This is a genomic window from uncultured Methylibium sp., from assembly GCF_902826655.1.
Taxonomy (GTDB): Bacteria; Pseudomonadota; Gammaproteobacteria; order Burkholderiales; family Burkholderiaceae_C; genus Methylibium.
This window is the reverse complement of the sequence record NZ_CADEFR010000081.1, coordinates 1-12347: the sequence shown is the minus strand read 5'-3', so window position 1 is coordinate 12347 and position 12347 is coordinate 1. Positions and strand designations below refer to the sequence as shown.

The 12347-nt window shown below is 70.4% G+C and carries 11 protein-coding genes and 1 pseudogene; 6 read left to right on the top strand and 6 right to left on the bottom strand.

Going from position 1 to position 12347, the window contains the following annotated elements; genetic code table 11:
• From gatB to gatC, 3 genes and pseudogenes are all read right to left on the bottom strand, one after another.
• A pseudogene (gatB, locus tag QZV97_RS18975) lies at positions 1-309 on the bottom strand (Asp-tRNA(Asn)/Glu-tRNA(Gln) amidotransferase GatCAB subunit B); the annotation flags it as partial.
• Positions 306-1811 carry an Asp-tRNA(Asn)/Glu-tRNA(Gln) amidotransferase subunit GatA gene (gatA, locus tag QZV97_RS18970; RefSeq protein ID WP_295646385.1) on the bottom strand — a complete coding sequence of 502 codons (1506 nt, stop codon included), beginning with the start codon at positions 1809-1811 and terminating at the stop codon, positions 306-308. The pseudogene gatB and the gene gatA, both read right to left, overlap by 4 nt.
• The gene (gene gatC, locus QZV97_RS18965) at positions 1808-2107 is read right to left on the bottom strand and encodes an Asp-tRNA(Asn)/Glu-tRNA(Gln) amidotransferase subunit GatC (protein ID WP_295646383.1); all 300 of its coding nucleotides are present in this window, start codon (positions 2105-2107) and stop codon (positions 1808-1810) included. Before gatC ends, gatA begins: the two co-directional genes overlap by 4 nt.
• Positions 2108-2353: 246 nt before the next feature.
• On the opposite strand from gatC, the gene QZV97_RS18960 reads away from it, so the two are divergent.
• The 5 genes from QZV97_RS18960 to rodA all read left to right on the top strand — a co-directional run bounded on the left by QZV97_RS18960 (position 2354) and on the right by rodA (position 8207).
• Entirely contained in the window at positions 2354-3397 is a 1044-nt protein-coding gene (locus QZV97_RS18960) for a rod shape-determining protein (RefSeq protein WP_295646380.1), read from the top strand.
• Between the two features lie 84 nt (positions 3398-3481).
• Positions 3482-4420 carry a rod shape-determining protein MreC gene (gene mreC, locus QZV97_RS18955; RefSeq protein ID WP_295646377.1) on the top strand — a complete coding sequence of 313 codons (939 nt, stop codon included), beginning with the start codon at positions 3482-3484 and terminating at the stop codon, positions 4418-4420.
• Positions 4417-4941, top strand: coding sequence for a rod shape-determining protein MreD (mreD, locus tag QZV97_RS18950; RefSeq protein ID WP_295646374.1), 525 nt, complete (start codon positions 4417-4419; stop codon positions 4939-4941). The genes mreC and mreD overlap by 4 nt, the downstream gene beginning before the upstream one ends.
• Before the next feature lie 19 nt (positions 4942-4960).
• On the top strand, positions 4961-6934 hold the full coding sequence (gene mrdA / locus QZV97_RS18945) for a penicillin-binding protein 2 (RefSeq protein ID WP_295646368.1): 1974 nt from the start codon (positions 4961-4963) through the stop codon (positions 6932-6934).
• 112 nt (positions 6935-7046) lie between these two features.
• Entirely contained in the window at positions 7047-8207 is a 1161-nt protein-coding gene (rodA, locus tag QZV97_RS18940) for a rod shape-determining protein RodA (protein WP_295646354.1), read from the top strand.
• 10 nt (positions 8208-8217) lie between these two features.
• Here rodA and QZV97_RS18935 read toward each other — a convergent pair whose 3' ends face one another.
• From QZV97_RS18935 to QZV97_RS18925, 3 genes are all read right to left on the bottom strand, one after another.
• Positions 8218-9348, bottom strand: a complete 1131-nt coding sequence (locus QZV97_RS18935) for a patatin-like phospholipase family protein (RefSeq protein ID WP_295646351.1) — start codon at positions 9346-9348, stop codon at positions 8218-8220.
• Positions 9349-9421: 73 nt separating this feature from the next.
• A complete protein-coding gene (locus QZV97_RS18930; protein WP_295646349.1) occupies positions 9422-10915 on the bottom strand; it encodes a sensor histidine kinase in 1494 nt (497 codons plus the stop codon).
• Complete coding sequence (locus QZV97_RS18925; protein ID WP_295646344.1) at positions 10915-11586, bottom strand: response regulator transcription factor; 672 nt, start codon at positions 11584-11586, stop codon at positions 10915-10917. The genes QZV97_RS18930 and QZV97_RS18925 overlap by 1 nt, the downstream gene beginning before the upstream one ends.
• A 138-nt stretch (positions 11587-11724) precedes the next feature.
• Between QZV97_RS18925 and recA the strand changes: the two genes are divergently transcribed.
• Positions 11725-12347, top strand: a 623-nt coding sequence (gene recA / locus QZV97_RS18920) for a recombinase RecA (protein ID WP_295646341.1), incomplete at its 3' end; no start/stop codon positions are given.

Sequence of the window (12347 nt, the reverse complement as noted above, 5' to 3'; positions counted from 1 at the left end):
CTCGTACTGGCTGATCTGGTAGCCCTTGGGCAGGTCGGGGTAGAAGTAGTTCTTGCGCGCGAAGATCGACAGCGGCGCGATCTGCCCGCCGACCGCCAGGCCGAAGCGGATCGCGCGGTCGACGGCGCCGCGGTTCATCACTGGCAGCGTGCCGGGCAGCGCCAGGTCGACGACGCTCGCCTGCGTGTTGGGCGCGGCCCCGAAGGCGGTGGGCGCGCCGGAGAAGATCTTCGACGCGGTCGACAGCTGGGTGTGGGTCTCGAGGCCGATCACGACCTCGTAGCCGCGGATGAGGGCGGGCTTGTTCATGCCAGGCCCTCGGGCGCGCGGGTATGGAAGTCGGTGGCCTGCTGGAAGGCGTGCGCCGCATGCAGCAGCGAGGCTTCCTGCCAGTAGTTGCCGATCAGCTGCAGGCCCACGGGCAGGCCCGCCGCGTTCTCGGAGTACGCGAAGCCGGCCGGCACGCTCATGCCCGGCAGGCCAGCCAGGCTGGCCGGCAGCGTGAAGATGTCGGCCAGGTACTCGGCGACCGGATCGGTCTGCGAGCCGATGGTGCGCGCGACGGTCGGGGCCACCGGCCCGGCGATCAGGTCGCACTGCGAGAAGCACTGCTGGAAGTCGTCGGCGATCATGCGGCGCAGCTTCTGCGCCTGCAGGTAGTAGGCGTCGTAGTAGCCGTGGCTCAGCACGTAGGTGCCGATCATGATGCGGCGCTTGACCTCGGCTCCGAAGCCCTCGCTGCGGCTCTTGCGGTACATGTCGAGGAGGTCGCCGTGCTGCGCGGCGCGGTGACCGTACCTCACGCCGTCGAAGCGCGACAGGTTCGAGCTCGCTTCGGCCGGCGCGATGATGTAGTACACGGGGATCGACAGCTCGGTGCGCGGCAGGCTGACGTCGACCAGCGTGGCGCCCAGTCTTTCGGCCTCGGCCAGCGCGGCCTGCACCGCCTGGCTCACGTCGGCTGCCACGCCGGCGCCGAAGAACTCGCGCGGCAGGCCGATGCGCAGGCCCTGCAGCGGCCGGGCCGAGGTCGCCCCGGCGCGCGGCGCATGGATCGCGGCGGCGAAGTCCGGGACCGGCTGCTGCGCGGAGGTCGCGTCGCGCTCGTCGAAGCCACTCATCGCCTGCAGCAGCAGCGCGCAGTCCTCGGCCGATCTCGCGATCGGGCCGGCCTGGTCGAGGCTGGAGGCGAAGGCGATCATCCCGTAGCGCGAGCAGCGGCCGTAGGTGGGCTTGATGCCGGTGACGCCGGACAGTGCGGCCGGCTGGCGCACCGAGCCGCCGGTGTCGGTGCCGGTGGCCGCCGGCACCAGGCGCGCGGCGACCGCGGCGGCCGAGCCGCCCGAAGAACCGCCGGGAATGCGCGCCGGGTCCCAGGGGTTGCGCACCGGCCGCACCGACGAGTTCTCGTTGCTGCCGCCCATCGCGAACTCGTCGCAGTTGAGCTTGCCCAGCGTCACGGTGCCCGCGCCCTTGAGCTTCGCGACCACCGCGGCGTCGAAGGGCGAGCGATAGCCGTCCAGCATCTTCGACGCGGCGGTGCTGGGGAAGTCGGTCGTGACGAAGATGTCCTTGTGCGCGATCGGCACGCCGTCGAGCCGGCCGCGCCCCTGACCCGCGGCGCGGCGCGCATCGGCCTCCCGGGCCTGCTGCAACGCCAGGTCGGCATCCGTGCACAGGAAGGCGCCGAGCGCGTCGTGCGCGGCGACGCGCGCCAGCAGGTGCTGCGTGAGCTCTGCGCTGGACACCTGTCGGCGCTCCAGCGCATCGGCGAGCCCGGCGACGCCGAGCTGGTGCAGGCCTGACTTCATTCGATCACCCGCGGCACGAGGTAGAGGCCGGCCTCGACCGCAGGCGCGCTGCGCTGGTTGGCCTCGCGATCGATGCGCTCGGTGGCGACATCCTCGCGCAGCCGCAGCGCCACGTCCTGCACCGCCGACAGCGGCGTGTACAGCGGCGCGACGCCGGTGGTGTCGACGGCGCGCATGCGCTCGACGATGTCGAAGAAGCCGTTGAGCTGGCCGAGCATCTGCGCCTGCTCGGCCTCGCTCAGCTCGAGCCGGGCCAGCAGTGCGATGCGGCTCACGTCGGTGGGGGTCAGGGCCATGGGTCGGGTCCGGGAAGCGATCGAAACGAGGGGCGTCGCCCGGCGCGGCTGCTGCATTTCGACGCAGTTGCGCAGGACCCCTGGGGTATTATCGATGGTGATCCACACCCGGTCGTGATGGAGGCGTTCACTGCGCGGCTCACGCAGCAGCGACGCGGACCTCGCGGCCGGCGACGACGACCTTGCGCACCCCCGACATCCCGGCGACGCCCCCGCCCGCGGCGCCCTGCTGAAACGCCACCGAACATGTTCGCTTCCCTGCGACGCTATTTCTCGACCGATCTCGCGATCGACCTCGGCACCGCCAACACGCTGATCTACGTCCGGGGCAAGGGCATCGTGCTCGACGAGCCCTCGGTGGTCGCGATCCGCCACGAGGGCGGGCCCAACGGCAAGAAGACCATCCAGGCGGTCGGCGCCGAAGCCAAGGCGATGCTCGGCAAGGTGCCGGGCAACATCGAGGCCATCCGGCCGATGAAGGACGGCGTGATCGCCGACTTCACCGTCACCGAGCAGATGCTCAAGCAGTTCATCAAGATGGTCCATCCGCGCGGCATCCTGAAGCCGAGCCCGCGCATCATCATCTGCGTGCCCTGCGGCTCCACCCAGGTCGAGCGCCGCGCGATCCGCGAATCGGCGCTGGGCGCCGGCGCCAGCGAGGTCTACCTGATCGAGGAGCCGATGGCCGCGGCGATCGGCGCCGGCCTGCCGGTGTCCGAGGCCTCGGGCTCGATGGTGGTCGACATCGGCGGCGGCACCACCGAGGTCGGCGTGATCTCGCTGGGCGGCATGGTCTACAAGGGCAGCGTGCGCGTCGGCGGCGACAAGTTCGACGAGGCCATCATCAACTACATCCGCCGCAACTACGGCATGCTGATCGGCGAGCCGACGGCCGAAGGCATCAAGAAGCAGATCGGCTCGGCCTTCCCCGGCAGCGAAGTGCGCGAGATGGAAGTCAAGGGCCGCAACCTCAGCGAGGGCGTGCCGCGTGCCTTCACGATCAGCAGCAACGAGATCCTCGAGGCACTGACCGACCCGCTGAACAACATCGTCTCCAGCGTCAAGAACGCGCTCGAGCAGACGCCGCCCGAACTGGGCGCCGACATCTCCGAGCGGGGCATGATGCTGACCGGCGGCGGCGCGCTGCTGCGCGACCTGGACCGCCTGCTGGCCGAAGAAACCGGCTTGCCGGTGCTGGTGGCCGAAGACCCGCTGACCTGCGTCGTGCGCGGTTGCGGCATGGCGCTCGAGCGCATGGAGCGCCTGGGCTCGATCTTCACCTCCGAGTGACCGCGCCGCGATGAACCCCGGAAGCCGGCGCGTCCCGCACGTGGCCGGCTTCTTCGCTTCCGCCTTCCCGCCGCTGTAATCCCGATGCCGCTGGGCACCCTCGACCGGACGCCACCGCCCTTCTTCAAGCAGGGCATGTCGGCGCTGACCAAGCTGGTCTTCTTCTCGGCCTTCGCGCTGTTCCTGATGGTGGCGGACACGCGCTTCGCGTTGACGCAGCCGCTGCGCGCCGCGATGGCGACGGTGCTGCATCCGGTCGAGCGCATGCTGCTGCAGCCGGTGGTGGCCTGGGAGGTGGTGCGCGACTACTTCGGCGGCGTCGCCCAGGCGCGCGACCGCGAGACCACGGCGCTGAAGCAGCTGGCCGACCAGGCCGAGCGCGCCGCGCGCGTCGACCCGCTGACCCGCGAGAACGAGCGGCTGCGCGAACTGCTGGCGCTGCAACCGCAGTTCAGCGTGCGCACGCAGGCGGCCGAGGTGCTGTACGAGGCGGCCGACCCCTACACGCGCAAGCTCGTCATCGACCGCGGCGCGACGCAGGGCGTGGTCGCCGCCTCGCCGGTGGTCGACGCCAGCGGCGTGCTGGGCCAGGTGACGCGGGTCTATCCGCTGGCCTCGGAGGTGACGCTGCTGGTCGACAAGGACGCGGCGATCCCGGTGCTGAACGTGCGGACCCAGGCGCGCGCGGCCGCCTACGGCGACCCGACCAGCGCGACCGCCGGCGCCGGCATGGAGCTGCGCTTCCTGGCCGGCAACGCCGACATCGAGCCCGGCGACCTGCTGCAGACCTCGGGCGTCGACGGCGTCTACCCGCCCGGCCTGCCGGTCGCCCGGGTGGTGACGGTGGACCGGCGCGTCGGCAGCGCCTTCGCCAAGGTCACGCTGGCGCCGATCGCGCGCCTCGACAGCGCACGGCACGTGCTGGTGCTGGAGCCGCTGAACCTGCAGCTGCCGCCGCGCCCGCAGGATCCGGCGGCGAGCGCCGCCGAGGCACCGCGCCGCAAGTCGGGAGCGCGGCGATGATCATGGGCAACCGCGACGCGGACCAGCTGCTGCTGCCGGTCAATCCGGTCTTCATGTGGGGCTCGCTGCTGCTGGCGCTGGCCCTCAACCTGATTCCCCTGGGCCGCGTCGCCGCCATGCCCGACTTCCTGGCGCTGGCACTGGTGTTCTGGAACGTGCAGCAGCCGCGGCGCGTCGGCATCGGGGCCGCCTTCCTGTTCGGCCTGCTGATGGACGTGCACCAGGGCGCGCTGCTCGGCCAGCATGCGCTGGCCTACACGCTGCTGAGCTTCTTCGCCATCACGATGCACCGCCGGCTGCTGTGGTTCAACGTCTGGAGCCAGGCGCTGCAGGTGCTGCCGCTGTTCGTCGCGGCGCACGGCGTGTCGGTGCTGGTGCGGCTGGCGACCGGCGGCGTGTTCCCCGGCTGGGAGCTGGCGCTGGCGCCGCTGTTCGAGGCGCTGCTGTGGCCGGTCGCCGCCGTGCTGCTGCTGGCGCCGCAGCGCCGCGCGCCGGACCCGGACGAGAATCGGCCCCTGTGACCGCAGGGCCGGAACGAGCGTGACCGAATTCAGGGACAACGAGTACGAGCTGGACCGCTTCCGGCTGCGCGTGGTCGCGGCCGGGCTGCTGGTGCTGCTGGGCTTCGGTCTGCTGAGCGCGCGCCTGGTCACGCTGCAGGTGCTGCGCCACGAGGAACTCTCGACCCAGGCCGAGAGCAACCGCATCACCGTGCTGCCGGTCACCCCCAACCGCGGCCTGATCCTCGACCGCAACGGCGTGGTGCTGGCCAACAATTATTCGGCGTACACGCTGGAACTGACGCCGTCGAAGATCGCGCAGCTCGACGCCACCATCGACGAGCTGGCGAGCGTGGTCGACATCAGCACGCGCGACCGCAAGCGCTTCAGGCGACTGATGGACGATGCCAAGAGCTTCGAGTCGCTGCCGATCCGCACCAAGCTCAGCGACGAGGAGGTGGCGCGCTTCACCGCGCAGCGCTTCCGTTTCCCCGGCGTGGACATCAAGGCGCGGCTGTTCCGCAACTATCCCTACGGCGAGCTCGGCAGCCACGTGCTCGGCTACATCGGCCGCATCAACCAGGCCGAGAAGGAGGCGCTCGACGAGACCGAGGACGCGGCCAACTACAAGGGCACCGACTACATCGGCAAGCTCGGCATCGAGCAGAAGTACGAGACCGAGCTGCACGGCCGTACCGGCTTCGAGGAGGTCGAGACCAGTGCCGGCGGTCGCGCCGTGCGGCGGCTGCGCGCCAGCCCGCCGACGCCGGGCAACACCGTGCGTCTGTCGATCGACATCAAGCTGCAGGCGCTGGTCGAGCGGCTGTTCGGCGAGCGGCGCGGCGCGCTGGTCGCGATCGATCCGCGCTCGGGCGAGGTGCTGGCCTTCGTCAGCAAGCCGACCTTCGACCCCAACCTGTTCGTCGACGGCATCGACGTCGAGAGCTGGAAGGAGCTCAACGAGTCCATCGACAAGCCGCTGCTGAACCGGGCCCTCCGCGGCACGTACCCGCCGGGCTCGACCTTCAAGCCCTTCATGGCGATCGCCGCGCTCGAGACCGGCAAGCGCACGTCCCAGCAGACGACCTTCGACAACGGCGTCTTCATGTTCGGCAACCACCGTTTCCGCAGCCACGGCGACGGCGGCCTCGGCGTCGTCGACATGAACCGCTCGATCGTCAAGTCGAGCAACGTCTACTACTACCAGCTGGCGGCCGACATGGGCGTGGACCTGATCCACGAGCAGCTCGAGCCCTTCGGCTTCGGGCGCAGGACCGGCATCGACGTGTTCGGTGAAGTCACCGGCGTGCTGCCGTCGACCGAGTGGAAGCGCAAGTACTACAAGAAGCCCGAGCAGCAGCGCTGGTACGCCGGCGAGACCATCTCGCTGGGCATCGGCCAGGGCTACAACAACTTCACGATGCTGCAGCTGTCCAGCGCGATGGCGACGCTGGTGTCGGGCGGCCAGCGCTACGTGCCGCGGCTGGTGCGCGAGGTCGAGGACGTGGTGACCAAGGAGACGCGGCTGATCGCCGCCGAGGCCCTGCCGCCGCTGCCGCTGAAGCCCGACCACGTCGAGGTCATCCGCAAGGCGATGTACGGCGTCACGCAGGAAGGCACGTCGACGCGCGTGTTCGCGGGCGCCGGCTACACCAGCGGCGGCAAGACCGGCACCGCGCAGGCGGTCGGCATCCGCCAGGACCAGAAGTACGACAAGAAGAAGATCGACGACTACCTGCGCGACCACTCGCTCTACACCGCCTTCGCGCCGGTCGAGAACCCGCAGGTCGCGCTGGCGGTCGTCGTCGAGAACGCCGGCTTCGGCGCCGAGGCGGCCGCGCCGATCGCACGCCGCGTCCTCGACTACCTGCTGCTGGGGCGCTACCCGACGGAAGAGGACATCGCGCTGGCGCAGCAGGGCCTGGCCGGCGCGCCGGTCGGCACGCCGCGGCTGGCGGCCGACGTGCCCTTGCCCGGCGTCGGTGCCGGCGTGATCGCGGGGGCCGTGCAGTGAGGCGGGCCGAGCGCAGGGCCGTTGCCGAGCCGGCCCGCATCCCCAGGGCCACGAAGGGGCCTTTGAAGGCCCTTGGGGATCGATCGACGTACCCGGCGAGCGAGGGGTCGTCATGAGCGCGGTGTTCGACCGCCCGCCGCTCTGGCGCCGCGCGTTGCGCATCTTCCAGGGCTTCGACGGCCCGCTGGCGCTGGCGATCCTGCTGCTGGCCGCCGCCGGGCTGCTGACGATGTACTCGGCCGGCTACGACCACGGCACGCGCTTCGTCGACCACGGCCGCAACATGCTGATCGCGGCCGGCGTGATGTTCGTGGTCGCGCAGCTGCCGCCACAGCGGCTGGCGCAGCTGGCCTTGCCGCTCTACATCGTCGGGGTCGGATTGCTGGTCGCGGTGGCGCTGTTCGGCATCACGAAGAAGGGCGCGACGCGCTGGCTGCACGTCGGCGTGATCGACATCCAGCCCAGCGAGGTGCTGAAGATCGCGATGCCGCTGATGCTGGCCTGGTGGTTCCAGAAGCGCGAGGGCCAGCTGCGCGCGCTCGACTTCCTGATCGCCTTCGTGCTGCTGGCGGTGCCGGTGGGCCTGATCGTCAAGCAGCCCGACCTGGGCACCGCGATCCTGGTGCTGTCGGGCGGGCTGTACGTGATGTTCTTCGCCGGCCTGAGCTGGAAGCTGATCGTGCCGGTGCTGCTGCTGGGTGCCGTCGGCGTCGGGGCGCTGATCTGGTTCCAGACCCAGATCTGCCAGCCCGACGTGGAGTGGGTGCTGCTGCGCGAGTACCAGAAGCACCGCGTCTGCACGCTGCTCGATCCGACGCAGGATCCGCTGGGCAAGGGCTTCCACATCATCCAGGGCATGATCGCCATCGGCTCCGGCGGCATCACCGGCAAGGGCTTCATGAACGGGACGCAGACGCACCTGGAGTTCATCCCGGAGCGCACCACCGACTTCATCTTCGCCGCCTTCTCCGAGGAGTTCGGGCTGCTGGGCTGCGTCGCGCTGCTGGTCGGCTTCATCTTCCTGATCTTCCGCGGGCTGATGATCGCGGCCGAGGCGCCGAGCCTGTTCGGGCGCCTGATCGCCGGCGCGGTGACCCTCTCGTTCTTCACCTACGCGATGGTCAACATGGGCATGGTCACCGGCATCCTGCCGGTGGTCGGCATCCCGCTGCCCTTCATCAGCTACGGCGGCACGGCGATGGTCACGCTGGGGCTGGGGCTGGGCATCCTGATGTCGGTGGCGCGCGCCCGGCGCCTGGCGGACCGGGCCTGAGGCGGCCGGCTCAGGCGCTCCGCGCCCGCCGGCCCGACTTGGCGAGGAAGTGGCGCTCGACGTCGAGCGTGCCGCGCACGCCGATGTCGTCGCCGTGCCTGCGCAGCCAGCCGTCTGCCGCGGCGCGGCCCAGTCCGAACAGTTCCTCGAGGAAGCTGCGGTCGGTGTTGAACTTGCTGCTGGCGTTGAAGGGCGCGAGCCCGTCGTCGTCCGCGATCATGTGCAGGCGCAGGTCCTTGTAGCGACCCGGGTCGAGCTTGCCCTCGCGCACCAGGCGCGAGACGAAGGCGATCGCGCGCAGCTCGGCGATCAGGCTGGCGTTGAAGGTGACCTCGCTGAGCCGGTCGATGATCTCGACGCTGCGCGTCGGCGTGCCTTCGCGCAGCAGCGGATTGATGCGCACCAGCAGGATGTCGAGCGACTCGCTGTGATAGATCAACGGGTACATGGCCGGGTTGCCGGTGTAGCCGCCGTCCCAGAACGGCTCGCCGTCGATCTCGACCGCCTGGAAGATGAAGGGCAGGCAGGCCGACGCCAGCAGCGCATCGATCGACAGGCTCTTGCCGCTGAACACATGCGCCTGCCCGCTGCGCACGCTGGTGGCGGTGATGAAGAGCGGGATGCTGCAGTCGCGCAGCGCGGCCTCGTCGACGTGGCGCCGGGCCAGGTCGCGCAGCGGATTCAGGTTGAGCGGGTTGAACTCGTAGGGACTGAAGGCGCGGAAGAAGTTGTTGAGCCACTGGTAGCTCGGCAGCTTGTCGAAATTGAAGCTCTGGCTCGCCGCGCCGGCCTGGCTGAGCGAGAACGGCGAGAACGCCGACCCCGAGCCGCTGACGTCGCGCCAGAACGCCGCGAGGGCGGCGCGCGCGCCCTCGCGCCCGCCCTGGGCGTAGCCGGTCGCCAGCACGCCGGCATTCAGCGCACCGGCACTGGTGCCGGAGATGGCGCCGATCTCCAGGTCGGCGTCCTCGAGCAGGCGGTCGAGCACGCCCCAGGTGAAGGCGCCGTGCGAGCCGCCACCCTGCAGCGCCAGGTCGACGCGCCGGCGGCGCGGCGCGGGCGGTGCCGGGACCGCGGGCTTTGCGGCCGGCTGCTGCGGCCGGCGCAGCAGCTTCATCAGCCGGCTTCCAATCTGTTTCATCGATGCTCCGGGTTAACCCGGAGTCTAGCGGCGGGCCTGCCAGCGTGCCGGCAAAGGCCGATCGACGCTCGATTCAGAAACCGGTGTCGGGCGCGGAGACCACGGCGGCAAAGCGCAGGGTGAAGCGTGCGCCGGGGCTGGCGTCCTCGGCCACACCTCCACGCGCCTCGTCGAGGCTGAGCGTCGCCTGGTGCTGGCGTGCGATCTCGGCGACGATGGCGAGGCCCAGGCCGGAGCCGTCGACGTCGGTGCCGAGCACGCGGTAGAACGGCTGGAACACCAGCTCGCGCTCGGCCGCCGGGATGCCCGGCCCGGAGTCCTCGACCTGCAGCACGACGACCTGGCCGAAGGGGTCGGCCACCACGCGCACGGTGACCGTGCCGCCGGGCGGGGTGTAGTGCAAGGCGTTGTCGAGCAGGTTGCGGATCAGCTCGCGCAGCAGCACGGCCTGGCCGCGCACGCGGCTGCGCTGCGGCAGTGCCGTGTCGCCGTCGGCGCCCGGGCCCTCGTAGCCGAGATCGATGCGTTTCTCGAGCGCGCGCGGCACGAAGTCGCGCACGGTCTCGGTGGCCAGCCGCGCCAGGTTGACGTCGGACATGCGCATCGCCAGCTCGCGGTCCTCGGCGCGCGCCATCGACAGCAGCTGGTTGACCATGTGCGCGGCCCGCTGGCTGGACAGCGCGATCTGCTGCAGGCTGCGCTTGAGCGCCTCGGGCTCGCGTTCGCCGGCATCGATCTCGCGCTGGGCGATCTCGGCCTGGGTGCGCAGGCCTGCCAGCGGCGTCTTCAGCTGGTGGGCCGCGTCGGCCAGAAAGCGCTTCTGCGTCACGAAGCTGCGGTCCAGGCGGCCCAGCAGGTCGTTGATCGCGCGGACCAGCGGCGAGACCTCCTCGGGCGCGTCGGTCTCGTCGATCGGGCTCAGGTCGTCGGCCGCGCGGCGGCGGATGCGCTGCTGCAGCTCACCGAGCGGCGCGATGCCGCGCGCCAGCGCCAGCCACACCAGCAGCACCGCCAGCGGCAGGATCGCGAACTGCGGCAGGATCACGCCCTTGATGATCTCGGTGGCCAGCTGCGAGCGCTTGCCCAGGGTCTCGGCCACCTGCACCAGCGCTGGCGACGTGGTGCCCGGGATGCGCGGCGCGCCGGGCATCGCGACCCACAGGTAGGCGACGCGCACCGGCTCGTTGTGGACGGTGTCGTCACGGTAGCGCAGTTCGCCCACGGCCGGCACTTCCTCTTCGGGCGGCACCGGCAGCGCGCGGTCGCCGGCGACGTACTCGCCGCGTGCGCCCAGCACCTGGAAGTAGATCTGGTCGGCCTCGTCGGCCCGCAGCAGCTGGTCGGCACCAGCTGGCAGCGCGAAGGCGACGCGCCCGCGGTCGACGCCGACCTGCTGCGCCAGCACGCGGCTCATCTCGCCGAGCGCGCGGTCGTAGGGGCGGTGCGCAATGCTCTGCGCCACCGGCCAGGTCAGTGCGATGCTCATCGGCCACAGCAGCAGCAGCGGCGCGAGCATCCAGTCGAGGATCTCGCCGAACAGCGAGCGCTGGCCGCGCAGCTTGTCCATCAGGGGGCGATCTTCTCCAGGCAGTAGCCCAGGCCGCGAACGGTGGCGATGCGCACCGGCCCCTGCTCGATCTTCTTGCGCAGGCGGTGGATGTAGACCTCGATCGCGTTGTTGCTGACCTCGTCGCCCCATTCGCACAGCCGCTCGACCAGCTGGTCCTTGCTGACCAGGCGCCCGGCGCGCTGCAACAGCACTTCCAGCAGCGACAGCTCGCGCGCCGACAGCTCGACCATCTGCTCGTTCAGGTAGGCGACGCGACCTGTGGAGTCGAAGGACAGCGGGCCGTGCCGGATGATGGTCGACGCGGTCCCGAGGCCGCGGCGCGTCAGCGCGCGCACCCGCGCCTCGAGTTCCTGCAGCGCGAAGGGCTTGGCCATGTAGTCGTCGGCGCCCAGGTCCAGGCCCTTGACGCGCTGCTCGACGCTGTCGGCCGCGGTCAGGATCAGCACCGGCGTGCTGCTGCCGCGCGCCCGCAGCTTGCGCAGCACTTCCAGGCCATGCAGCCGGGGCAGGCCCAGGTCGAGGATCACGAGGTCGAACTCATGGTCGGCCAGGGCCGCGTCGGCCTCGCTGCCGCTGCCGACCTGGTCGACCGCGTAGCCGCCCTTGCGCAGGGTGCGCAGCAGACCGTCGGCCAGCACCTGATCGTCTTCGGCAATGAGGATCCTCATCGACTCGTCTCCAGCGGGGGCCCTGTCCCTGTCGTTGTCCGGGCTCGCCTTCATTGTAGGGAGGCCTTGGGGGGACCCCTCAGAAACTACTGTACAAACATCCAGCCTTGGCGATAATCCGATCCAAAGGAGCCGCTCATGGATGCAACCGTCAAGACCCTCAACACCGAAAAGGCCAAGGCCCTGCAGGCCGCGCTGGCGCAGATCGACAAGCAGTTCGGCAAGGGCACGATCATGCGGCTCGGCGAGGGCGAGGTGATCCAGGACATCGAGGTCGTCTCGACCGGTTCGCTGGGCCTGGACATCGCGCTCGGCGTCGGCGGGCTGCCGCGCGGTCGCGTGGTCGAGATCTACGGCCCGGAGTCCTCGGGCAAGACCACCCTCACGCTGCAGGTCATCGCCGAGATGCAGAAGCTCGCCGGCACCTGCGCCTTCATCGACGCCGAGCACGCGCTCGACATCCAGTACGCGCAGAAGCTCGGCGTCAACCTGCAGGAGCTGCTGATCTCCCAGCCCGACACCGGCGAGCAGGCGCTCGAGATCGTCGACGCGCTGGTGCGCTCGGGCTCGGTCGACCTGGTCGTCATCGACTCGGTCGCCGCGCTCACCCCCAAGGCCGAGCTCGAAGGCGAGATGGGCGATTCCTTGCCCGGCTTGCAGGCGCGGCTGATGAGCCAGGCGCTGCGCAAGCTGACCGCGACGATCAAGAAGACCAACACCATGGTCATCTTCATCAACCAGATCCGCATGAAGATCGGCGT

Coding starts and splice junctions, on each gene's coding strand:
- gatA (WP_295646385.1), bottom strand. CDS start 1,811: ATGAAGTCAGGCCTGCACCAGCTCGGCGTCGCCGGGCTCGCCGATGCG.
- gatC (WP_295646383.1), bottom strand. CDS start 2,107: ATGGCCCTGACCCCCACCGACGTGAGCCGCATCGCACTGCTGGCCCGG.
- QZV97_RS18960 (WP_295646380.1), top strand. CDS start 2,354: ATGTTCGCTTCCCTGCGACGCTATTTCTCGACCGATCTCGCGATCGAC.
- mreC (WP_295646377.1), top strand. CDS start 3,482: ATGCCGCTGGGCACCCTCGACCGGACGCCACCGCCCTTCTTCAAGCAG.
- mreD (WP_295646374.1), top strand. CDS start 4,417: ATGATCATGGGCAACCGCGACGCGGACCAGCTGCTGCTGCCGGTCAAT.
- rodA (WP_295646354.1), top strand. CDS start 7,047: ATGAGCGCGGTGTTCGACCGCCCGCCGCTCTGGCGCCGCGCGTTGCGC.
- QZV97_RS18935 (WP_295646351.1), bottom strand. CDS start 9,348: ATGAAACAGATTGGAAGCCGGCTGATGAAGCTGCTGCGCCGGCCGCAG.
- QZV97_RS18930 (WP_295646349.1), bottom strand. CDS start 10,915: ATGGACAAGCTGCGCGGCCAGCGCTCGCTGTTCGGCGAGATCCTCGAC.
- QZV97_RS18925 (WP_295646344.1), bottom strand. CDS start 11,586: ATGAGGATCCTCATTGCCGAAGACGATCAGGTGCTGGCCGACGGTCTG.